A 21,544-nucleotide genomic window follows, 5' to 3' on the forward strand; every position below is an offset into this window, starting at 1 on the left:
AAATATTTGACTGCTGGGCGCTGCGGCGTCCAGCCATTCGTTTTGGGGGAAATGATGTCGCCACAGCTAACTCTGGCCGTGATTGCTGTCTTTGGGCAGGTTGCGTTGACGTTTTGGGCCATCGCCACCATGGGGCGGGCGCGGTTAAGCTCGCTGAAAAAACGAGATACGGAATTTGGTGATATCGCGCTGAATCCCATGAATTTTTCGGCTGATGTGCGGGCGTGGCAAAACAACGCCCAGAACCAGTTTGAAACGCCGATACTGCTATATGCCGGTGTTGGGCTGGCTGCTGCGCTAGGGGCGGTGAACTGGGGTGTTGCGGTCGGAGCTGCGCTGTATGTCATCACGCGTGTGCTGCATCGTGCGGTTCATATCGGCAACAATCACCTGCCGACTCGGTTCAAGGTTTTCCTTGCTGGTTTGGCGGCGCTGGCGCTGATGTGGCTGTCGCTCGGCTGGGCATTGGTGGCTGGCTAAATGGTTCCTGCTGCTCGCTACGCTGCCGCTATTGAGGTTCTGGATCGTATCACCGCTGGCGCACGTGCACCGATTGCGTTGCGCGATTGGGGCCGGTCGAACCGCTTCGCGGGGTCAGGTGATCGCCGCGCTATTGGCGATATCGTTCATGATGTTTTGCGCCACTGGTGGTCCAGTGCGCAGGCGGGCGGGGCGGAAACAGGGCGTGGTCGCGTGCTGGGCCTGTTGCGTCTAACTGACGTGGATCCGGAGACGGTTTTCACAGGCGTGGGGCATGCTCCGGCAGTGTTGGATGAGGCCGAGCGTGATTTTCCTGTCGCGGATGCGTCTGATGTTCCTGACTTTGTTGAACCTATGTTGCGTGCGCGATTTTCTGAGGATTTTTCGAACCTTATCGATGCGATGCGCAGCCGTGCGCCGCTGGACCTGCGCGCGAATCTGCTAAAGGCGGATCGTGATCAGGCGCGGGCCGCTTTGGCCGCTGATGGGATTGATGTTGAGGATGTTGCACTCAGCACCACGGCCCTACGTGCCCCCACGGGCGACCGTAGAATTGTGCGGTCGGCTGCCTATCTGGACGGTTTGGTTGAGTTGCAGGATGCCTCTAGTCAGGCGGTCGTGGATTTTGCTCAACCGAAAAGGGGTGAGCGGATTTTGGATTATTGCACCGGTGCGGGGGGCAAGGCGCTGCCGCTTGCTGCGCGTGCTGCTGGACCGGTTGATGTGCATGACATTGCACCGGCGCGGATGCGTGATTTGCCAGAGCGCGCGGCCCGTGCAGGGGTCACTTTGCGTGCGTTAAGCACGGATGCGCTGGCTGGAAAGCACTGGGATTTGGTCTTTGCCGATGCGCCCTGTTCGGGCAGTGGATCGTGGCGCCGTGATCCTGAGGGGAAAATCCGCTTAACACCGCAGAGTTTGGCTGATGTTCAATCCGCACAGACTGATGTTCTGGATGCTTGTGCGCCGCTGGTGGCGCCGGGTGGGCGGTTGATTTACGCGACGTGCTCGCTGTTGCCTGCCGAAAATGAAGAGGCCGTTGCTGCCTTCCTTTTGCGGACCTCTGGTTGGAAATTGTTAAGAAATGTATCGTTAACTCCATTGGATGGTGGCGATGGTTTTTTTGCCGCATGGCTTGAGCACGCCTGATCCTTTTGCAAGGGTGTGCAACCTAGGGTTCGCGCGCTGACCTGTAAAAGTGGAGGTAAATGTGTTCGATAACCTAATTGACCGAACAATGCTGACGCCTAAATCGGATCGGGGGATTCCCGTTCTGGGCGCCTTGGCTGCATCGGCGGTTACGGTTGCGGCATATGAAGTTGTCCTGGGCAACACGGTTGGTGTGGCGCTGGCATCTATGGTTGGTTTGGGCGCGGCTGCGCTGTTGGCCTCGGGCTCGCCATCTGGCAGTTCCAAGGCGGGTTTATCCGCCGATCTTGATGGGAACTTTCTTTACAAGAGTGGCACAGTTTCGCGAACTCTGCTGGCGGCGGAGGCCGAGCCCGAAATTTTATTTTATAAGATGATGAAAGCTGTAGCGCACGATGGTGCCGTGACACGTCGCGTTGTGCAGGCAGACGGCAGCCATCGGCTTGTCCATGCCATGCAAAATGCCCACACCATTCTGTGGCAAGTGTTGCCGGATGTTGAAGTCGAGAGCATAGTCGAACCGCAGCAATTATCAGAAAACACACCCTTTGGACACGTACGGCTGGCGGCGGATCGCAACACGATACTTGGTGTAAATGACTGGCTGGACCAGCGTTGTGGCGTGGTGACCCGCATAGATGAATTGCTGATGGATTTGCCGTTGCGTGATGGTGGTACATATCGGTTGCAGGCCGATCCGTCGTTGATACTGCGCGCGATGTTTTCTAGCGATGGCGCGTTGAACCTTATACCCTTGGGGCAGGGTGAGACGGCGGCCTCGAACCCTGATCAATTCCTGATGCAGTTGCCTATTTCCCTTGCTCGTCTGGATATTGACGGAACGGTTATCATTGCAAATCCGGCTGCGCGTGGATTGGTTGGCGGTTCACTTGCCACGGGGACCAATGTTTCGGATTTGATGGAAGGGTTAGCCCAGCCAGTCTCCGCCCGCATTCGTGACGTGGCTGCAACCCGTCGCTTTGGCCGTCCAGAGGTTGCGCGCCTGCGCAGTGGCGATATCGAGCGGTTTTTGCAGGTTTCTCTGTCTCCGATGATGATCGATGGCGAGTTTTCCATTCTGATGGTGATGAGCGATGCGACGGAGCTAAAAACGCTTGAAGCGCAATTCGTGCAGAGCCAGAAAATGCAGGCTGTCGGTCAATTGGCCGGTGGTGTGGCCCATGATTTCAACAACTTGCTGACTGCGTTGTCTGGTCACTGTGACTTGCTGTTACTGCGAAATGGACCAGGGGATCGTGATTACCTTGATCTGATCCAAATTCAGCAAAACGCCAATCGGGCCGCCGCACTGGTCAGTCAACTCTTGGCGTTCTCTCGTAAGCAAACACTGCAACCCAAAGTGTTGAATCTGCCGGATGTGCTGGGCGATCTATCGCATTTGTTAAACCGTTTGATCGGAGAGAAAGTCAGCCTGAAAATCGACCTATCTGAAGATTTACCACCGATCCGCGCTGATTTGCGTCAGATGGAACAGGTGGTCATGAACCTGGTCGTAAATGCGCGTGACGCTATGAAGGCTGGAGGCAAGGTTGAGGTGCGCGCGCGGCTTGAAACCTTAACCGAGGAATTACGGCGTGACCGCGCCCTCGTCGCACCGGGTGACTGGGTGGTCGTAGATGTAAGCGATACGGGTACTGGCATACCCGAACGTGAAATCAGTAAAATTTTCGACCCGTTTTTTACAACGAAGCGTGTGGGTGAGGGGACCGGATTGGGCCTGTCCACTGCCTATGGCATCGTGAAACAAACCGGCGGCTTTTTGTTCGTGGATTCAGCAGTGGGCGAGGGGACCACCTTCTCAATCTACATTCCGCGTTATGTTCCCCGCGCCAATGATTTTCCTGAGCCGTTAAGTGTGGTTAGCCCGCGTGAGCCTGAGGTTAATCTGCTGGGCAGCGGCACCGTGTTGTTGGTGGAGGACGAAGCACCGGTTCGCGCCTTTGCTGCGCGCGCCCTGCAATTGCGTGGCTACACGGTGATTGAGGCTGCATCGGGTGAGGAGGCATTGGAGTTACTGACCGACCAGCCGAAGGTGGATGTTTTTATTTCCGATGTCATTATGCCGGGATTGGATGGCCCGTCATGGGTTCGTCAGGCTCAGCGTATGTATAAGGATGTCGAAGTTATTTTCGTATCCGGTTACGCTGAGGATGCATTTATTGATGCACATCAACGTCCTGTAAATAGTACGTTTTTAGCCAAGCCATTTTCGTTGAACGAGCTATCCTTACAGGTGAAACGATCGATGGATGCATCGCGTCAGCGGCAAAGTGCATCCTCATAAAGCTCATAATCTGCGGATAGGTTTTCGCATAGCTGTGCGCGCAATGCTGGTGACAGATCAACATCGATTGCTGGAGAGACATTCATATGTGGGACCGCCAACGAGCGATCGAAGCGATCGCTCAGAAACTCAACAAACATATCGAAGGCATCATATCGAAATAGATGGCTAATTTCGGGACCATCTTGTGGTGGTGCTAGAAATTCAGCGGGCTTACCGACGCGTGCATAGGCCGGTGGATCGTCCTGCAACCATGCCTCTACAAATTCATTGAATGATATTTGCGCAGTAGAGTTGGGGCGCCCGTCCAGTTGTGGGCGCGATCTATAGCGATACCAGCTGCTAAGCCATTCAATCGGCTCACGAATAACAGCAACTGTTTCAACATCACTGGCGGGTAAAAGTGGCCGGACATATCGCTCAAACCGTCGCAACCGCATATGTTTTAGGTTTGGATGACCGGACATCAGGATGTCGCTATCGGGTGCCAGCGCGGCCTCAATCGCAGTTGATCCTGTTTTGGGCATCGCGAGATACGCAATACCAGCCTTTAGTGAAACGAGCATCGGACCCCCGTTGATGATGCCCATCAATCTTTACGAAATCTTCACGCTTTTGCCAACAGATTAAGTCAAATGCGGCTTAGCCTTGTTCGCCCTTCGTTCCAGTGCTAGCTTGTGAACAAGAGGTGAACGCCACTTGCATTGCCGCGTGCCGGCAAACGTGACATGAAGAGGATGAAGCATGGCTGATGCTGTTCTTAAACTGGACGAGAGACGCGAAATGGATAAGCAGAAAGCGCTAGAATCGGCGCTCGCACAGATTGAGCGGAGCTTTGGTAAGGGCTCCATCATGAAGCTGGGCGCGCGCGAGGCAGTGATGGATATTGAGGCGATCCCAACAGGATCGCTCGGTCTGGACATTGCCCTAGGCATTGGCGGCCTGCCTAAGGGCCGCATTATTGAGATTTACGGCCCTGAATCCTCGGGCAAAACGACGCTGGCGCTGCATGTGCTTGCCGAACAACAAAAACGCGGCGGTGTTTGCGCCTTTGTTGATGCGGAGCATGCGCTTGATCCGTCCTATGCGCGCAAACTGGGCGTGGATGTGGATGAGTTGCTGATTTCGCAGCCTGATGCGGGTGAGCAAGCGCTCGAAATCACGGATACTCTGGTGCGGTCCGGCGCGGTTTCTGTCGTGGTTGTCGATTCGGTCGCTGCGCTGACACCAAAATCTGAGCTTGAGGGCGATATGGGCGACAGCTCGGTCGGTGTTCAGGCGCGATTGATGAGTCAGGCGATGCGTAAGCTGACCGGCTCGATTTCTCGATCCAAGTGTATGGTTATCTTTATTAACCAGATCCGCATGAAAATTGGCGTTATGTTCGGCTCGCCCGAAACGACGACCGGCGGTAACGCGCTGAAGTTCTACTCCTCCGTCCGCCTCGATATTCGCCGCATTGGCGCGATCAAGGATCGGGATGAGGTCGTGGGCAACCAGACGCGCGTTAAAGTCGTTAAAAACAAGGTTGCTCCGCCGTTCAAGCAGGTCGAATTCGACATCATGTATGGTGAAGGCATCTCCAAAAACGGTGAGCTGCTTGATCTGGGCGTAAAGGCCGGTGTGGTCGATAAGTCCGGCTCTTGGTACAGCTACGGGGATGAGCGGATCGGGCAGGGGCGTGAAAACGCGAAAAACTTCCTGCGTGAAAATGCGGCTACAGCGCTGTCGATCGAGGATAAAATTCGTGCGGCCCACGGATTGGAGTTCGATATGGCTCCGGGTGATCCGGACGGTGCAGTCGTAGACGACTGATACATCAGTAATTTTGCTCAACGGCTGCTCTGAAAGGAGTGGCCGTTTTGCTTTTCCACGTCAGATTGCGCGATTTATGCTGCAAAGTGCAGTGCGGATGCGGGCATCGGTGGACAGGCGGCTGAGGCGGATATATTGCTATCGGGCACCGCAATATCCGCGAGAGAGACCATCGAATGTCCAGTCTGAATGATATCCGCTCCACCTTCATCGATTATTTCGCGAAGGAAGGCCATCAGGCGGTCGACAGTTCTCCGCTTGTACCGCGCAATGATCCGACCTTGCTGTTCACAAATGCCGGCATGGTTCAGTTTAAAAACGTCTTTACCGGCGTTGAGAAGCGCGACTATTCTCGCGCCGTGACATCGCAGAAATGCGTTCGTGCAGGTGGTAAGCATAACGACCTTGATAATGTCGGCTACACCGCACGCCACCACACGTTCTTTGAAATGCTGGGCAACTTCTCGTTCGGTGACTATTTCAAGGAGCAGGCGATCTCCTTTGCTTGGGAATTGGTCACAAAGGAGTTCGGCCTTAACGCCTCGCGCCTATTGGTGACGGTTCACAAATCCGATGAGGAAGCAGCGACGCTATGGCGTAAAGTTGCTGGCCTGACCGATGATCGCATCATCCGTATCGATAATGACGATAACTGGTGGCGCATGGGTGACACGGGCCCGAACGGTCCGTGTACCGAAATTTTCTATGATCATGGCGATCACATCTGGGGAGGCCCTCCCGGCAGTGCTGAGGAGGATGGCGACCGGTTTATCGAGATCTGGAACCTCGTCTTTATGCAGTTTGAGGCGATGGCCAGTGGTGAAACGAAGCCATTGCCCAAGCCATCTGTCGATACCGGCATGGGGCTGGAGCGTATCGGCGCACTGTTGCAGGGCAAACACGATAACTATGATACGGATCTGATGCGCGACTTGATCGAGGCATCAGCCCATGCGTCTAATGTTGACGCCGATGGTCCGCAGAATATTCATCACCGCGTGATTGCGGATCACCTGCGGTCTACTTCGTTCCTGATTGCCGATGGTGTGCTGCCGTCGAACGAGGGGCGCGGCTATGTTTTGCGCCGGATTATGCGCCGTGCGATGCGTCATGCACATCTGCTGGGAACGCAGGATCCGATGATGCATAAATTGGTGCCAGCATTGGTTCGCCAGATGGGCGGCCATTTCCCCGAATTGGGTCAGGCGCAGGCGCTGATTACAGAGACATTGGAAAATGAGGAAACCAAGTTCCGCTCCACGCTGGATCGCGGCCTTCGTTTGCTCGACGATGAACTGACACGCTTACCAGATGGTGCGACTCTGCCGGGTGAGACTGCATTTAAGCTGTACGACACCTACGGTTTCCCGCTGGACCTGACGCAGGACGCATTGCGTGAAAAGGGCCGTGCCGTTGATACGACCGGTTTCGATACCGCAATGGCCGAGCAAAAGGCAAAGGCGCGTGCCGCATGGTCCGGGTCGGGCGAGGCTGCTGACGATAGCGTTTGGTTTGATTTGGCGGATAAACATGGTTCCACCGAATTCTTGGGCTACGATACCGAGCAGGCTGAGGGCGAAATCCTGTCGATCCTGCGCGATGGCGTCGAGGTGGCATCCGCGACCGCCGGGGATGCTGTGCAAGCCGTTGTAAACCAGACACCTTTCTACGCTGAGAGCGGTGGTCAAGTCGGTGATTGTGGCGTGTTGCGTACCGATGGTGCTGTCGTTCAGATCACGGATACCAAGAAAAAGAATGGCATCTTTGTCCATATCGGCACGATTACGGGGGGGGCAATTGCTGCTGGTGACGCCGCTGAACTGGTTGTGGATCACGCGCGCCGGTCGGACATTCGCGCAAACCACTCCGCCACGCATCTATTGCATGAGGCGCTACGAAATCACTTGGGTGAGCATGTGGCACAGCGTGGTTCGCTGAATGCTGCTGACCGGATGCGCTTCGATTTTAGCCATTCCAAGGCGATGGATTCGTCTGAGATTGCATTGGTGGAGCGTGAGGTTAACGACTTCATTCGTCAGAATACGCCAGTCACGACCCGCATCATGGCGCCGGATGATGCTCGTGATTTGGGTGCGCAGGCATTGTTCGGTGAAAAATATGGCGACGAGGTTCGCGTTGTTTCCATGGGGCGCGCGGATACCGGTAAGGGTGCTGACAAACAGACCTATTCGATCGAGCTGTGTGGCGGTACGCATGTGCGGCAAACCGGCGATATCGGCCTGTTCGTAATGTTGGGTGAGAGCGCATCTTCGTCCGGTGTGCGCCGGATTGAGGCCCTGGCTGGCGAGGCTGCACGAACCTATCTGGCAGAGCAGGATCGCACCGTTGCTGAGATCGCGGGCCGGATGAAGGCCCCGCGGGCAGAGGTTCTGGATCGTGTTCAGGCCCTGATGGATGAACGGCGTGATCTACAGCGTGAGCTTGCCGATTTGCGTCGTCAGGTTGCAATGGGCGGTGGCGACTCCGGCGGGGCCGAGGTTCAAGAAATTGGCGGCGTGAAATTCCTGGGGCAGGCGCTGACTGGCGTTTCGGCCAAGGATTTACGCGGACTGATTGATGAGCAGAAGTCAAAACTGGGATCAGGCGTTGTTCTGTTGATTGCAGATACCGGTGGTAAGGCTGCCGTTGCAGCTGGCGTGACTGCTGATCTGACGGACCGTATCAGTGCTGTTGATGTGGTGAAGGCCGCAGCAGAGGCGCTTGGCGGTAAGGGGGGCGGTGGCCGTCCCGACATGGCGCAGGCAGGCGGTGCAGATGCATCCAAGGCGGATGAGGCGATTGCAGCTGCTGCTAAGGTATTGGGAGCGTGAGCGCCTATATCATCGCCCGGATTGACGTGACAGATGCGCAGGAATACTCGAAATATGCCTCGCAAACCGTTGCTTTGGCTGAGAAGTTTGGCGGGGAATTCCTCGTCAAAGCTGGTACGATGACGCAATTGGAGGGGACAGGTCCCCAGCGCCATGTGGTCATTCAGTTTTCTGATCGTGCTGCGGCTGAGCGGTTCTATCACTCCGCTGAGTATGCTGAGATTTTGCCAATTGCAGTGGCATCATCGCAGCGTGACCTGGTGATTGTTGACGGCGTTTAGGCCATTGGCCGCCGCTGTGATTTGGGGGGCGGCTTCCCTAGACGGGCAATTCCGTGGTGTCCTTTAGCTCCTCCATTACAAAGCTGGCGGAGCAATCTGCCAGCTCAACCCGCCGTATCAGCTTTTGATACAGCGCGTCATAGGCCGCGACATCAGCGACGCGGGCTTGCAGCAGATAATCCAGATCACCGCTCATCCGATAGGCCCCCAGGATTTCCGGCATGTCTTGCGTGGCCTTTGCGAACTCCTCCAGCCAGTCGGGACCGTGGCGGTCGGTCCGGATCATCAGAAAAACCGTTAGCTTTAGACCGATGCGATCCGGGTCAATCAGCACAACACGTTTGCGGATAAAGCCTGCCTGCTCCAACGCACGCACACGACGCCAGCAAGCATTGCGGCTCAACCCAACCTGAGCGCCAAGGTCGTCATGTGAGATATCTGCGTTGCGTTGCAGATTTCTGAGGATTTTGCGGTCGATGAGATCAATTTGCATAAAGATATCCTATAGCGGGACAATGTTGCACGCCAGTCCCTGAAACATGATCAGAATGGGATGTCGTTCGCGGCTCGCGCGGTATAGTGTTGCGGAGCAATTTCCTGTCTTTGCATTCCGCTCGACCATCCGCTCAAAACGGATTATTCGACGCTGAATGCAGATTGGGTTGCATGAACTATCAAATAGGGGCCGCTTATGTGTCGTTGGGCTGCGTGGACCGGTGAGCCGATCCTACTAGAAGAACTTTTGAGCGCGCCGTCGAACAGCCTCATCAATCAGTCACGCCATGCGTGTAAGGCAAAGACCGACGTGAATGCCGATGGCTTTGGTGTTGCGTGGTATGGCGATCAGCCGTTTCCGGGGCAGTATCGCGATATTCTTCCTGCTTGGTCCGACGCAAATCTACGGTCGATGGCACAGCATATCTGCTCACCGCTATTTCTGGCGCATGTTCGTGCGTCAACCGGTACGGCACTGAGCCGCGAAAATGCACATCCCTTTGTCCACGAAAACTGGTCCTTTATGCATAATGGGCAGGTGCCTGGTTATGCAAAGGTGCGTCAGCAAATTGAGGGCATGATCGCGCCGGAACATTACGCATCGCGGCAGGGCAGTACCGATAGTGAGGCGCTGTTTCTGTTAGCCTTGGGGCAGGGTATTGAGCATGATCCGCTGGGCGCCATGGCGCGTGTGGTGCAGATGGTTTCGCCGCTTTGCGGCGCCGGCCTACGGATGACTGCGGCCTTTTCTGATGGAAAGCGCCTGTTCGCAGTGCGTTATACCAATGATGCAATCGCACCATCGCTTTTTGTTCGCCGCAACCGACAGGGGTGGAGCGTGGTGTCCGAGCCCTTGGATGTTGAAGGTGAAATCTGGCACGAGGTTCCCGCAGGCCATGCGATTGTTTGTGATGGAACGACGCTGACCCAGCACCCGTTTTGCGCCTCAAGCTTGCGGGCCGCCTAGGTCCAATCCTCATATTGCGCGCGGCGTGCGCGCAATTGCAGGATTTCAAATCGGGCCGAGCTTATTGAGCTGCGCAGTGAGCGGCTTAGCACCGATGCACCGTTGGTCTTGCCGCGTATGTCGGACAATTCGTCCTGATAGTCATCGATATCCTGCTCTAACCGCGAAATCTCACGGGTTAGACGGTGATACTCCTGCCCGTGTGCATTTGCGGCGCTTAGCGTGGCGCGCTGAGCAGCGGGGCATACATTCGCAAGCGTGCGGCCATTGCGGCCCAGAGTATAGGCGCGCTGTGGTGTGCAATATTCCAGCAGACCCAGTTCACGTCCTGATAGATATAGCTCCAAGTTTGGAGCGATGCCGAATTCGGCGCAGGCCTCGCGGTGGTTGCTTAGATATTCGGGCAGGCGACCCTGCGCGCCATCCTCATAACCGATAGTGTGCCAATCGCCGGTCTGGCACTCCGCCTCGTTCAGCGTGGCGCAGGAACCTAGGGCAGTTAATAGGGCGATGTGGATCAAAATACGCATAGCTGCATCATGCGCCTCTGCTGGAAAAAGAAAAGGGCCCACATGTGCAGGCCCTTTCACATATTCTCGACGATATGAGCAAATTAGGCCAGTGCGGCGTTCAGGTTCGCGTCTACCTTTTCAAGGAAGCCCATCGTGGTCAGCCACTTCTGATCGGGGCCGACCAGCAGGGCCAAATCCTTGGTCATGAAGCCGCTTTCTACGGTGTTGACGACAACCTTTTCCAGCGTCTCAGCGAAGTTTGCTAATTCGGGGTTGTTGTCCAGTTTCGCGCGGTGCTTCAGGCCACCAGTCCATGCGTAGATCGACGCGATGGAGTTGGTCGAGGTTTCCTTGCCCGCCTGATGCTGGCGATAATGGCGCGTCACGGTGCCGTGCGCGGCCTCAGCCTCAACAATCTTACCATCGGGGGTCATCAACTGCGATGCCATCAGGCCGAGCGATCCGAAGCCCTGTGCAACCGTGTCGGACTGCACGTCGCCGTCGTAGTTCTTGCACGCCCAGACATAGCCGCCGGACCATTTCATCGCGCAGGCCACCATGTCATCAATCAGGCGGTGCTCGTAAGTGATGCCGGCTTCCTTGAACTTCTCCGCGAATTCCGCATCGAAGACCTCCTGGAACAGATCCTTGAACTGGCCATCATATGCCTTGAGGATCGTGTTCTTGGTGGAGAGGTAGACCGGCCAGCCGCGTGCGAGGCCATAGTTCATCGAGGCACGGGCGAAATCGCGGATCGAATCGTCTAGGTTATACATTGCCATAGTTACGCCCGAGGAAGGTGCGTCAAAGACCTCGCGCTCGATCTCCTGACCGTCCTCACCCACGAATTTGATTGTCAGCTTGCCCTTGCCAGGGAAGCGGAAATCGGTAGCGCGGTACTGATCGCCAAAGGCATGACGGCCAACCACGATGGGCTGTGTCCAGCCGGGAACCAGACGGGGCACGTTTTCGCAGATGATCGGCTCACGGAAAATAACGCCGCCCAGAATGTTGCGGATCGTGCCGTTGGGCGAGCGGTACATACGCTTTAGCCCGAATTCCTCGACCCGTGCCTCATCAGGTGTGATGGTCGCACATTTTACGCCAACACCGTATTTCTTGATCGCCTCGGCCGCATCAACGGTGATTTGGTCATCGGTGCGGTCGCGCTCCTCAATACCCAGATCGTAATATTTCAAGTCCACATCCAGATAGGGCAGGATCAGCTTGTCCTTGATGAACTGCCAGATGATGCGTGTCATTTCATCGCCATCTAGCTCGACGATCGGGTTTGCGACTTTGATCTTGTTCATGGAAGGCTCTCCGTTACCGGTTGCGTTGGGCGACACTTAGCGGAGTGTCGCACGAATTGAAAGGACGGTATGCAAAAGTATGCCGAAACTATTTCGGTGGCAGGTTTCGCACAAAATCGCGGGCAAGGTTAAACAGTGAATCGAGTACTTCATGTGACGTATCGTAGGAGGTGGCGACAAAGCCGCTCATCGGACGATTGTTCATTTCCATCTGTTCCACATCGGATAGGGCCAACGCGGCTTGCATATTCGGCTTACCCACACGGATCATCAGGCCATCCCTGATCACACCGCAGATCATATTGCCATATTGCATAAAACATAGCACACCGAACATCTTACGCTCTGACAAGCCGTCCAGATGGGCGATCCGGTCATAGCATTCGCCGGCGAGTTCCGGATCAGTGGCCATATTCGCTCCGATTGCGTTGGGAATGATCACAGGATACACCCGCGCGCGACATGTAAAAGGAATTTCGATGCAAAGCCCTGCGATCATCCTCGTGCGCCCGCAGATGGGTGAAAATATCGGCGCAGCCGCGCGTGCAATGCTGAATTTCGGGTTGGACCATATGCGGATCGTGGACCCGCGTGATGGGTGGCCGAATGAGCGGGCCGTGGCGCTTGCCTCGGGCGCGGGGCGCGTTCTGGATGGCGCGATGGTGCGCGATACATTGGGCGAGGTTTGCGCCGATCTGAACTATGTGTTCGCCACTACCGCGCGCAGTCGCGATCTGGCCAAGCCTGTGATGACGCCGGAACGCGCAATGCAACACGCCCGTGCGCTGTCTGCCAAGGGGCTGAAGGTCGGCGTGATGTTCGGTCCGGAGCGGGCAGGGCTGGAAACCTCGGACGTGATCCGTGCTGATGCGCTGATCAGCGTGCCTGTGAACCCTGAGTTTGCGTCCCTCAATCTGGCGCAATGTGTTCTGCTGACGGCTTATGAGTGGCAGCGGCTGGATACAGACATGCCGCCCGAAGTTCTAGAGCTTGCCGGCGCACGCTTGGCCGAGGGGATCGAGGTTGAGCGCCTGCTGGACCGGTTGGTTGCTGCGTTGGATGCGCGCCGCTTTTTCTGGCCGGATCATAAGGCGGAATCGATGCGCGCAAACCTGACCAACCTGTTCCACCGGCTGCCCCTGACGGAGCGGGATACCCGCACATTGCACGGCGTTGTGCGGCATCTGGCCGAGCGTGATCGCAGCGATGATTGAGCCTAATCGCTATCCTTATTCACGATCGTCACATCACGGCGGGGGAACGGAATTTCGACTCCATTTTCCTTTAGCGTATCCCACAACGCCAGAAACACATTGCCGCGAATATTGGTCAGGCCACCGGACGGATCGTCGATCCAGAAGCGCAGCACAAAATCAATCGAGCTGTCCCCAAATCCGGTAATATGACACACGGGTGCGGGCGTAGACTGCACACGCGCAACCGCGATGGTCGAGGTGACCGCGATCTTTCGGATCAAATGCGGGTCGCTATCATAGGACACTCCGAAATCGATATCCAACCGAACCAGAGTTGAGGAATGGGACCAGTTCACCACCTGACTGGTGATCAGATCTTCGTTCGGTATCAGATATTCGCGCCCGTCCCGCGTCACCACTGAAACATAGCGCGCGCCCAGTCCGCTGATCCAACCGAACGTATCGCCGAGCGAGATGACATCCCCCGGCTTGATCGATTTATCCAACAGCAGGATCACACCGGAAATCAGGTTGGACACGACCTTTTGCAAGCCGAAGCCGATACCGATACCGATCGCGCCCGACAGCACGGTAAAGGTTGTCAGGTCAAATCCGACGGATTGCAGCCCCACCAGCAACGCAATGCCATAGAGCAGCACGGTGACCAGCTTCTCGCTGAGCACGCGCATGGAGGGGGACAGATCCTCGTTCCGCATCAGGCGGGTTCGCGCCTCGCCGGAAATCCACGAGGCAACCATGATCGTCGCGCCGATGCTCAGGATCGCCTGAATGACCAGCAGTACGGAGATGCGCGAGTCCCCCAGTCGCAGCGCTGCGTGATCGGCAATGGCGACAGCTTCATCAAAGTAGCCGATCATGCTCAGGGTGACGGCAATCCATGCCGCCCATCGTGTAGTTTGGCGCAGGGGTCTGCTGCGGATCAGGCGTGAGATGATCGAGATCAAAACCAGCGCAGTCATCAATCGTGCTGCAAACAGGATCAGATAACTGCGCGATGGCCATGTCACCTCTGCCAGGATCAGGCCCACCATCCACAGCAATGCGACCATCACGATCCAGCTCATCCGATCACGAACGAGGATCAGAAACCGCGCCCGGCGGGTGGTCAGTGTCAGCCCGCGCATCCAGCGATTGAAATGCGGGGTGGCCCGTGCTGCGAACAGCCATCCCATTCCAAGCGTGGCCGCAATCACGGCCAACTGCCCCAACCGCCAAGGCTGCGACATCGTCACCAGCCAGTTGCGGATGATGGGTGTAAGTTCACTGATAAATTCGGGAATGCCAAACAGGTCCAACACTATGTCCTAATGCCTAAGAATGCTGCGATTGCGAATGGTTTTGGGGCGGCGCAACATGGATTTCCCCAATGGAATAAGGTGATATCTGCGATGCGGCGTCAGGGCGCGAATTCCTCTCAACTGGCTATCATTATGGGCCGTATGGCCGATGAAGATGTACCATTGGATAGGATATTCAACCATTTACTCAGGTGTGGTGGCCGTTGGAATAAGGCAAAAAGGTGGAGAGCCACATAGTTTGTGTGTTTGGTGCGCTTTCGGGGGAAGGTGCAGTTCAACACAGGAACGGCTAGGCGGCGGGGGGTAAAATGTACCCCGCCGAGCTGGTGGTGATACATAAATGCCCGTTGCACCAATCCCCCCATCATGGTGCAACGGGCAACCCAAGCCCAAAAGTTTTCAGCAAGATCACCGCGCAGGCATTGCAGGTATCTGCGTTGCACGCGCATGATGCCACTGTATCAGCGCAGCGATCCATTACTGACCTGAAAGGGCGACCAGACATGACGGACATGATTGCAAATGTACTCAGCTTTTGGATCGAGGAGGTCGGAGAGAAGGGCTGGTATATTCAGGATGATGATCTGGATGCGACCATCACCGATCGGTTCGGCGGATTGTGGCAGCAGGTAGCCGACGGGGAGTTGTCGGACTGGCTGATCTCCGCGCGCGGTGTGCTTGCCCTGTTGATCGTGACGGACCAGTTTCCGCGCAACATGTTTCGCGGGCAGGGTAAATCCTTTGCCACGGATGCTATGGCGATGCGGGTTGCGCGAATGGGCATTCTGCGTCGGGATGATCTGCATTATCGCGGACCTGAACGGCAGTTTTTCTATCTGCCAATGATGCATGCCGAAAGCATCAGTCATCAGGAACATGCCGTTCGGCAGTTCATGTTGAAAATGCCGAAATCTGCGAGCAACCTGTTCCATGCGCGCGCGCATCGTGATGTTATCCGCACCTATGGCCGGTTCCCGTATCGGAATGCCGCGTTGGGACGTAGCTCGACCAAGGCAGAGGAAAGTTACATCCTTGCAGGGGGCTATGGCGCGACACTACGTGCAATGCATCAGGCGGAGCAGGAGCAAACTTAATTTGCCCTTGCGTCAAATAAGAGATAGTTAGGCTTCAAACCACTTTTTAAAGGCAGGAGATCCAGATGGCCACGCAATACGATCTGATCGTCATCGGGGCAGGCCCCGGAGGATATGTCGCAGCGATCCGTGCGGCCCAACTTGGCCTGAAAACGGTCATTGTTGAGCGCGAGCACATGGGTGGCATCTGCCTGAACTGGGGATGTATCCCGACCAAGGCGCTGCTGCGTTCGTCCGAGGTTTTCCATCTGATGCACCGCGCCAAGGAGTTCGGCCTGAAGGCTGAGGGCATCGATTACGATATCGATGCAGTGGTAAAGCGGTCGCGCGGCGTTGCAAAACAGCTTAGCGGTGGCGTTGCCCATCTGATGAAAAAGAACGAGATTACCACAATCATGGGTGAGGCAAAACTGGCCGGTAAGGGCAAGGTGACCGTCAAAACGGACAAGGGCACCGAGGAACTGACCGCCAAGGACATCATCGTCGCCACCGGCGCGCGGGCCCGCGAATTGCCTGGCTTGGAGGCCGACGGCGATCTGGTTTGGACATATAAGCACGCGCTGTCGCCACCCCGTATGCCCAAGAAACTGCTCGTCATCGGTTCGGGCGCGATCGGGATTGAGTTTGCCAGCTTCTACAACACGCTGGGCGCAGACACGACTGTGGTTGAGGTTATGGACCGTGTTCTGCCGGTTGAGGATGCCGAAATCTCGGCCTTTGCCAAGAAGCAGTTCGTCAAACAGGGCATGAAAATCATGGAGAAATCCATGGTCAAGAAGCTGGACCGCGGCAACGGCAAGGTTACTGCCCACATTGAAACCAATGGCAAGGTTGAGAAGATTGAATTCGACACCGTCATCTCCGCCGTTGGTATCGTTGGTAATGTTGAGGGGCTGGGGCTGGAGGAGCAGGGCGTAAAAATCGACCGCACCCACGTCGTGACCGATGCGTATTGTGGCACTGGGGTCGATGGCGTTCATGCGATTGGCGACATTGCCGGCGCACCATGGTTGGCGCACAAGGCCAGCCACGAGGGCGTGATGGTTTCTGAGAAAATTGCGGGTAAGAAGGTGCATCCGGTTAAACCGGAAAGCATCGCTGGCTGTACTTACTGCCACCCACAGGTCGCCTCCGTCGGCTATTCCGAGGCGAAGGCCAAGGAGCTGGGCTATGACGTAAAGGTTGGCCGCTTCCCATTCATTGGCAACGGTAAGGCAATCGCGTTGGGTGAGCCTGAAGGCATGGTCAAAACTGTGTTCGACGCAAAAACCGGTGAGTTGCTAGGTGCGCACATGGTTGGTGCGGAAGTAACCGAGCTGATCCAAGGCTATGTTGTTGGTCGTCAGTTGGAAACGACTGAGGAAGACCTGATGCACACAGTCTTCCCGCACCCGACATTGAGCGAGATGATGCATGAAAGTGTTCTGGATGCCTATGATCGGGCTATTCACTTCTAGTATTAGCACTTGTTAATGCTACATGAACTGAAAGCGCGCGCTGCCGAGAATGGTAATGGGCGCTTTTTAATAAAATTTTAGACATCATTGATAAGCGATTTTGAAACTTTCTGGCGCGCAGGTGCGTTGCTTCAATGCGGATAAAGAACATTTCTCTCAGCATGAGGGGAATTAATATGACTACGCATACAAATTTCAAGCTGTTCGCCACATGTGCGGCAGTGCTGATTGCTACGAGTGCTAACGCACAATCCATCGATGAAATTTGCGATCAGATTGCAAACCTCGATCCATTTATAGTGGATGATGAGGTGGAGCGGATGTGTCAGCCGATCATCCTTGGCTCAACTGGCAATGTTCGCATGTCGGACGATGGTAGCCTTATTATTGATTTCGATAACGCACCTCAGAATCCATCCACAGATCCGGATGACGACTTAATTGATGTCGCTGTTGGAACCACAGATGATGGTGGTGTTGACTTGGCGGCTGATGTTGGTGGCATCGCCCTTGATCTTTCAGCATTCTCTGATCAAGGCGTAACGGTTACGTCCGGCCTGTCAGGTAGCGGTTCCTCCGATGTTATTCAGGCTGCTGTAGGTGCATCAGGCGGGAATTCGTCGGGCAGCTCGCTGATTGATGCTGATGTTCTTGGTGGCTCCGGAACCGATACTGGCTCTGATCTAGTGGATGTGAACGTGTTCAGCGGTAACGATGACAACGACAGTGATGTTGTCGATATCGACGTTGCTTCGTCCTCCGGTGACAATGCAGGCAGTATTGCCAGCGTTGAGGTTGAAAACGTCGCTTCCGTCGATGTTGGTGGTTCCAGTAGAATTTCTGCCAATATCGCTGGAATTAGTGTGAGCATTGGGAACTAAATTAGTGTATGCTTGATTTACAGGTCAGCCTCGACCGTTGGTGTTACGAGGTTTAGAAATGAAATGTTCTGAGTCCGCCCTTGTGGGCCACGGCTTGACTGACCTGCCTCTATGCTGCCGGTTCTTCGCGTAGTGGCGCGATAGACGACAGACCAGTTTGCATTGGGTTCGGCTGATCATTTGAGCCGGTGGCCCGCCTGATTGCTGTTGCTGTATCTTCCGCCCTGGCTGCGAGGCGGTTCATTTCCTGTGCTACGACGCTAAAGCCACGACCGGCATCACCCGCGCGTGCGGCCTCAATTGATGCGTTGATTGACAGTACGCTTAGCGATTGCAATGTTTCCAGGATATCGGCAGTTGCCGCCACGATGCGGACATTGCGTTCCCTTGCCTCCTGCGCGCGGGATTGCCAATTGCTCTTTTCGGCCATCTGGGCGGTCATATCGATGATGACACCCTCTAGCGCCTGCAATTCGCCATCTGTACTATACAGCCCGCCGCCATAGCCCTTTACCCACACCACTTTGCCGACGGGACTGACCATCCGAAATTCGATTTGCCATGGTTCATGGGCATCAAGGGCGTTTTGCAGTTCAGTAAGCATGCGGATACGATCGTCGGGGTGTAGGATCGTGCTCCACGCGCCGCCAATGCTGTGCATTAGTTCATCGTGAGTATAGCCAATCGTTTCCTGTGATTTGCCCGCAACCCACATCAGTGGATACCCCGGTGTTGGGTGGCATCGGAACAGCACGCCGGGGATATGCGAGGTTATCGCATCAAACCGTTGGGTAATATCGCCTTCGGATGTTTGGTCAGTGTAGGGCATGGGTAACTCCTCATTCACAACGGCATCTGACGCATCATTCATGAAGGAGTGGTAAACCCCTGTGCGCTCTTGTCGCTTTTGCTCACGCGGTTGCGCATTGAGGGCCGCCGTGTCGACGGTTATGGTCGCGCCATATTAAGGAGACCGCCCGTGACGGCTGAATTCGGACAATACGCCCTGATGCTCGCGCTGATGGTTGCGTTTACGCAGATGATTATCCCACTTGTCGGGGCGCAACGTGGCTGGCGCAACTGGATGGCCGTTGGTGGTGTCGCGGCGCAACTGCAATTCGCGTTGATTGCGGTGGCGTTTGCGGCGCTGATGTGGGGCTTTATCACGTCTGATTTCTCACTCGCGGTGGTTACAGAAAACAGCCATTCGGCCAAGCCGATGTTGTATAAGGTCACGGGAACATGGGGGAACCATGAGGGGTCATTGCTGTTATGGGTGATGATCCTAGCGCTGTTTGGCGCAATGGTTGCTTGGTTCGGCGCGGCCTTGCCCGAGGGGCTGCGCGCGCGAACATTGGCGGTGCAGGCGGCGATTGGTGTGGCGTTTTTGGCGTTCCTGTTGTTCACCTCGAACCCGTTTGAGCGGTTGGATGTGATCCCTGTAGATGGCCGTGATCTGAACCCGCTACTGCAAGATCCCGGTCTCGCATTTCATCCACCGTTTTTGTATATAGGCTATGTTGGCCTTTCCATGACGTTCAGCTTCGCGATTGCGGCGTTGATCGAGGGGCGGGTAGACGCCGCTTGGGCGCGCTGGGTTCGGCCATGGGCGTTGCTGGCGTGGATCATGCTGACCATCGGTATCGCGTTAGGGTCGTGGTGGGCCTATTACGAGCTGGGTTGGGGCGGCTGGTGGTTCTGGGATCCGGTCGAGAATGCCAGCTTTATGCCGTGGCTTTTGTCCGCTGCGGTTCTGCACTCCGCCATTGTGGTTGAGAAGCGGGATGCGCTGAAAAGCTGGACAATCCTGCTGGCGATCCTTGCGTTTTCATTCTCGCTGATCGGGACTTTTATCGTGCGGTCGGGTGTGCTGACATCGGTTCATGCCTTTGCGACGGACCCAACGCGGGGCATGTTTGTTCTGGCCATTCTGGTGATCGCGATTGGCGGTTCGCTAACGCTGTACGCAGTGCGGGCGGACCGGATGCGGGCGACCACTGCCTTTGCCTTGGTTAGTCGCGAGTCAGGGCTGGTGCTGAATAATGTATTGCTTGCAGTATCTTGTGCCGTTGTCTTCATCGGTACGATGTGGCCGCTCATCGCTGAGGGATTAACAGGCGAGCAGGTTTCCGTTGGGCCTCCATTCTTTAACATCACCTTCACACCGTTTTTGATCGGGCTGGCGATGATCCTGCCTATCGGGGCGATGTTACCATGGAAGCGCGCGAAGATGGGCCGCACGATGGCAGCGCTATGGGGCATGCTGGCGGCATCTGTCACGTTAGGCGCGCTGGTGTGGATGCTGCAAACCGGTGGCCGGATGTTGGCTCCGATCGGGGCGGTCTTGGCGGCATGGGTTATCCTTGGCGTGATTGCCGACCTCGCGCAAAAGGCCGGTGGCTGGCGTGCGAAACCGGCAACGGCCCGCGCACGTCTGGCGGGGCTGCCGCGTTCCGAATGGGGTAAGGCTGTGTCACATGCGGGACTAGGTATCCTGATCTTTGGTATCTCAGCGCTGACCGCTTGGGAGCAGCAGGACATTCGGACCTTGGCTGTTGGTGACAGCTTTCAACTGGGTGAATACAACTTCACGCTCGACGCCGTGACCAGTGGGCGCGGGCCGAACTACACGACCGATATGGGGACCGTAACAGTGCGCAGAGCAGGGGCCGTCGTCGCGACCCTGCATCCTGAAAAGCGGTTCTATCCGGTGCAACGCATGCCCACGACCGAGGCCGGTATTCAGTCACGCCCATTGCGCGATCTATACGTCTCGTTGGGCGATCAGCAACCTGATGGTCGGTGGGCGATGTGGAGCTGGATCAAGCCCTTTGCAAACTGGATCTGGGGGGGCGCAATCCTGATGGCGTTTGGCGGCTGTCTCAGCCTTAGCGATCGACGCTACCGTGTGGGCGTCGCGCGCCCTCGCGCAGCTGCGGTGCCAGCGGAATGAGGGCGCTTCTGATCCTGATCGTGCTGCTATGGCCGCTATCGGTGCAGGCGGTTCAGCCGGATGAGATGCTGGCCGATCCGGTTTTGGAATCCCGTGCACAGGCGCTGGATCATGAGCTGCGCTGCGTGTTGTGCCGGTCCGAGAGCATCGCCTCCTCCAACGCCGATTGGGCCGCCGATGCGCGTGTGATTGTGCGTGAGCTGCTGACGGATGGCGCCACGGATGATGAGGTGAAGGCGTTCTTTGTCGCTCGCTACGGTGATTTTGTGTTGATGCGCCCCACCATTTCCGGGGTTAACATCGCGCTGTGGCTGGCCGCGCCGATCCTGTTTTTAATAGTGCTGTTGGTGCTTGCTATACGATCTCGTCGGCGCACAGCACCTGTTGTTGCACCGTTAACGGCTGAGGAGCAGACCGCGTTGGACCGCCTTACACGGGACTGATAAACCTGACGCCACGGAATCCTGTTGCATGGTCCCGTCTGCACGCTACCGTG

The 21,544-nt window shown here is 56.1% G+C and carries 20 protein-coding genes; 13 read left to right on the plus strand and 7 right to left on the minus strand.

What is annotated here, in order from left to right; genetic code table 11:
* Positions 1-54: 54 nt before the first annotated feature.
* The 3 genes from CR254_RS06950 (at position 55) to CR254_RS06960 (ending at position 3,934) form a co-directional block, all read left to right on the plus strand.
* Positions 55-480 carry an MAPEG family protein gene (locus CR254_RS06950; protein ID WP_180955915.1) on the plus strand — a complete coding sequence of 142 codons (426 nt, stop codon included), beginning with the start codon at positions 55-57 and terminating at the stop codon, positions 478-480.
* Positions 481-1,629 carry an RsmB/NOP family class I SAM-dependent RNA methyltransferase gene (locus tag CR254_RS06955; protein ID WP_097929126.1) on the plus strand — a complete coding sequence of 383 codons (1,149 nt, stop codon included), beginning with the start codon at positions 481-483 and terminating at the stop codon, positions 1,627-1,629.
* A 61-nt stretch (positions 1,630-1,690) separates the two neighbouring features.
* Positions 1,691-3,934: an ATP-binding protein gene (locus CR254_RS06960; RefSeq protein WP_245851470.1), complete on the plus strand. Its 2,244-nt coding sequence runs from the start codon at positions 1,691-1,693 to the stop codon at positions 3,932-3,934.
* Here CR254_RS06960 and CR254_RS06965 read toward each other — a convergent pair.
* Positions 3,910-4,500: a sulfotransferase family protein gene (locus tag CR254_RS06965; RefSeq protein WP_145996709.1), complete on the minus strand. Its 591-nt coding sequence runs from the start codon at positions 4,498-4,500 to the stop codon at positions 3,910-3,912. The two genes, CR254_RS06960 and CR254_RS06965, sit on opposite strands and share 25 nt — an antisense overlap.
* 178 nt (positions 4,501-4,678) lie before the next feature.
* Here CR254_RS06965 and recA point away from each other — a divergent pair, with 178 nt between their 5' ends.
* From recA to CR254_RS06980, 3 genes are all read left to right on the plus strand, one after another.
* Positions 4,679-5,749 (plus strand): recombinase RecA, encoded by a 1,071-nt coding sequence (gene recA / locus CR254_RS06970; protein ID WP_097929128.1) that lies wholly within the window; start codon positions 4,679-4,681, stop codon positions 5,747-5,749.
* A gap of 176 nt (positions 5,750-5,925) precedes the next feature.
* The gene (gene alaS, locus CR254_RS06975) at positions 5,926-8,580 is read left to right on the plus strand and encodes an alanine--tRNA ligase (protein WP_097929129.1); all 2,655 of its coding nucleotides are present in this window, start codon (positions 5,926-5,928) and stop codon (positions 8,578-8,580) included.
* Positions 8,577-8,861 (plus strand): DUF1330 domain-containing protein, encoded by a 285-nt coding sequence (locus tag CR254_RS06980; protein ID WP_097929130.1) that lies wholly within the window; start codon positions 8,577-8,579, stop codon positions 8,859-8,861. The genes alaS and CR254_RS06980 overlap by 4 nt, the downstream gene beginning before the upstream one ends.
* Before the next feature lie 37 nt (positions 8,862-8,898).
* Here the strand turns inward: CR254_RS06980 and CR254_RS06985 are convergent, their stop codons facing one another.
* Complete coding sequence (locus tag CR254_RS06985; protein WP_097929131.1) at positions 8,899-9,354, minus strand: Lrp/AsnC family transcriptional regulator; 456 nt, start codon at positions 9,352-9,354, stop codon at positions 8,899-8,901.
* Positions 9,355-9,552: 198 nt separating this feature from the next.
* Here CR254_RS06985 and CR254_RS06990 point away from each other — a divergent pair, with 198 nt between their 5' ends.
* The gene (locus CR254_RS06990; protein ID WP_097929132.1) at positions 9,553-10,323 is read left to right on the plus strand and encodes a class II glutamine amidotransferase; all 771 of its coding nucleotides are present in this window, start codon (positions 9,553-9,555) and stop codon (positions 10,321-10,323) included.
* Here CR254_RS06990 and CR254_RS06995 read toward each other — a convergent pair.
* The 3 genes from CR254_RS06995 to CR254_RS07005 form a co-directional block, all read right to left on the minus strand.
* Positions 10,320-10,853, minus strand: a complete 534-nt coding sequence (locus CR254_RS06995) for a DUF2799 domain-containing protein (RefSeq protein ID WP_097929133.1) — start codon at positions 10,851-10,853, stop codon at positions 10,320-10,322. The two genes, CR254_RS06990 and CR254_RS06995, sit on opposite strands and share 4 nt — an antisense overlap.
* Before the next feature lie 83 nt (positions 10,854-10,936).
* The gene (locus tag CR254_RS07000) at positions 10,937-12,148 is read right to left on the minus strand and encodes an NADP-dependent isocitrate dehydrogenase (RefSeq protein ID WP_097929134.1); all 1,212 of its coding nucleotides are present in this window, start codon (positions 12,146-12,148) and stop codon (positions 10,937-10,939) included.
* 88 nt (positions 12,149-12,236) lie between these two features.
* Positions 12,237-12,560, minus strand: a complete 324-nt coding sequence (locus CR254_RS07005; RefSeq protein ID WP_097929135.1) for a TfoX/Sxy family protein — start codon at positions 12,558-12,560, stop codon at positions 12,237-12,239.
* Between the two features lie 67 nt (positions 12,561-12,627).
* Between CR254_RS07005 and CR254_RS07010 the strand changes: the two genes are divergently transcribed.
* Positions 12,628-13,362, plus strand: a complete 735-nt coding sequence (locus tag CR254_RS07010; protein ID WP_425440250.1) for an RNA methyltransferase — start codon at positions 12,628-12,630, stop codon at positions 13,360-13,362.
* Positions 13,363-13,364: 2 nt separating this feature from the next.
* On the opposite strand, the gene CR254_RS07015 is transcribed toward CR254_RS07010, so the two are convergent.
* Positions 13,365-14,663: a mechanosensitive ion channel family protein gene (locus CR254_RS07015; protein ID WP_425440251.1), complete on the minus strand. Its 1,299-nt coding sequence runs from the start codon at positions 14,661-14,663 to the stop codon at positions 13,365-13,367.
* A 503-nt stretch (positions 14,664-15,166) separates the two neighbouring features.
* Here CR254_RS07015 and CR254_RS07020 point away from each other — a divergent pair.
* From CR254_RS07020 to CR254_RS07030, 3 genes are all read left to right on the plus strand, one after another.
* Positions 15,167-15,757: a DUF924 family protein gene (locus CR254_RS07020; protein WP_342744471.1), complete on the plus strand. Its 591-nt coding sequence runs from the start codon at positions 15,167-15,169 to the stop codon at positions 15,755-15,757.
* A 65-nt stretch (positions 15,758-15,822) separates the two neighbouring features.
* Complete coding sequence (lpdA, locus tag CR254_RS07025; RefSeq protein WP_097929137.1) at positions 15,823-17,214, plus strand: dihydrolipoyl dehydrogenase; 1,392 nt, start codon at positions 15,823-15,825, stop codon at positions 17,212-17,214.
* A gap of 176 nt (positions 17,215-17,390) precedes the next feature.
* The gene (locus CR254_RS07030) at positions 17,391-18,095 is read left to right on the plus strand and encodes a hypothetical protein (RefSeq protein ID WP_097929138.1); all 705 of its coding nucleotides are present in this window, start codon (positions 17,391-17,393) and stop codon (positions 18,093-18,095) included.
* Between the two features lie 109 nt (positions 18,096-18,204).
* Here CR254_RS07030 and CR254_RS18305 read toward each other — a convergent pair whose 3' ends face one another.
* The gene (locus tag CR254_RS18305) at positions 18,205-18,924 is read right to left on the minus strand and encodes a methyl-accepting chemotaxis protein (RefSeq protein ID WP_281252977.1); all 720 of its coding nucleotides are present in this window, start codon (positions 18,922-18,924) and stop codon (positions 18,205-18,207) included.
* A 150-nt stretch (positions 18,925-19,074) separates the two neighbouring features.
* Here CR254_RS18305 and CR254_RS07040 point away from each other — a divergent pair, with 150 nt between their 5' ends.
* On the plus strand, positions 19,075-21,048 hold the full coding sequence (locus CR254_RS07040; RefSeq protein ID WP_097929140.1) for a heme lyase CcmF/NrfE family subunit: 1,974 nt from the start codon (positions 19,075-19,077) through the stop codon (positions 21,046-21,048).
* Positions 21,045-21,491, plus strand: coding sequence for a cytochrome c-type biogenesis protein (locus CR254_RS07045; RefSeq protein ID WP_097929141.1), 447 nt, complete (start codon positions 21,045-21,047; stop codon positions 21,489-21,491). The genes CR254_RS07040 and CR254_RS07045 overlap by 4 nt, the downstream gene beginning before the upstream one ends.
* Positions 21,492-21,544 lie beyond the last annotated feature (53 nt).

It is taken from the genome of Pontivivens marinum (genome assembly GCF_900231835.1).
GTDB classification, from domain to species: Bacteria; Pseudomonadota; Alphaproteobacteria; order Rhodobacterales; family Rhodobacteraceae; genus Pontivivens; species Pontivivens marinum.

Excerpts from the sequence above, each read along its gene's own strand:
- CR254_RS06950 (WP_180955915.1), top strand. The coding sequence starts at position 55 with ATGTCGCCACAGCTAACTCTGGCCGTGATTGCTGTCTTTGGGCAGGTT.
- CR254_RS06955 (WP_097929126.1), top strand. The coding sequence starts at position 481 with ATGGTTCCTGCTGCTCGCTACGCTGCCGCTATTGAGGTTCTGGATCGT.
- CR254_RS06965 (WP_145996709.1), bottom strand. The coding sequence starts at position 4,500 with ATGCTCGTTTCACTAAAGGCTGGTATTGCGTATCTCGCGATGCCCAAA.
- recA (WP_097929128.1), top strand. The coding sequence starts at position 4,679 with ATGGCTGATGCTGTTCTTAAACTGGACGAGAGACGCGAAATGGATAAG.
- alaS (WP_097929129.1), top strand. The coding sequence starts at position 5,926 with ATGTCCAGTCTGAATGATATCCGCTCCACCTTCATCGATTATTTCGCG.
- CR254_RS06985 (WP_097929131.1), bottom strand. The coding sequence starts at position 9,354 with ATGCAAATTGATCTCATCGACCGCAAAATCCTCAGAAATCTGCAACGC.
- CR254_RS06990 (WP_097929132.1), top strand. The coding sequence starts at position 9,553 with ATGTGTCGTTGGGCTGCGTGGACCGGTGAGCCGATCCTACTAGAAGAA.
- CR254_RS06995 (WP_097929133.1), bottom strand. The coding sequence starts at position 10,853 with ATGCGTATTTTGATCCACATCGCCCTATTAACTGCCCTAGGTTCCTGC.
- CR254_RS07000 (WP_097929134.1), bottom strand. The coding sequence starts at position 12,148 with ATGAACAAGATCAAAGTCGCAAACCCGATCGTCGAGCTAGATGGCGAT.
- CR254_RS07005 (WP_097929135.1), bottom strand. The coding sequence starts at position 12,560 with ATGGCCACTGATCCGGAACTCGCCGGCGAATGCTATGACCGGATCGCC.
- CR254_RS07010 (WP_425440250.1), top strand. The coding sequence starts at position 12,628 with ATGCAAAGCCCTGCGATCATCCTCGTGCGCCCGCAGATGGGTGAAAAT.
- CR254_RS07020 (WP_342744471.1), top strand. The coding sequence starts at position 15,167 with ATGACGGACATGATTGCAAATGTACTCAGCTTTTGGATCGAGGAGGTC.
- lpdA (WP_097929137.1), top strand. The coding sequence starts at position 15,823 with ATGGCCACGCAATACGATCTGATCGTCATCGGGGCAGGCCCCGGAGGA.
- CR254_RS07030 (WP_097929138.1), top strand. The coding sequence starts at position 17,391 with ATGACTACGCATACAAATTTCAAGCTGTTCGCCACATGTGCGGCAGTG.
- CR254_RS18305 (WP_281252977.1), bottom strand. The coding sequence starts at position 18,924 with ATGCCCTACACTGACCAAACATCCGAAGGCGATATTACCCAACGGTTT.
- CR254_RS07045 (WP_097929141.1), top strand. The coding sequence starts at position 21,045 with ATGAGGGCGCTTCTGATCCTGATCGTGCTGCTATGGCCGCTATCGGTG.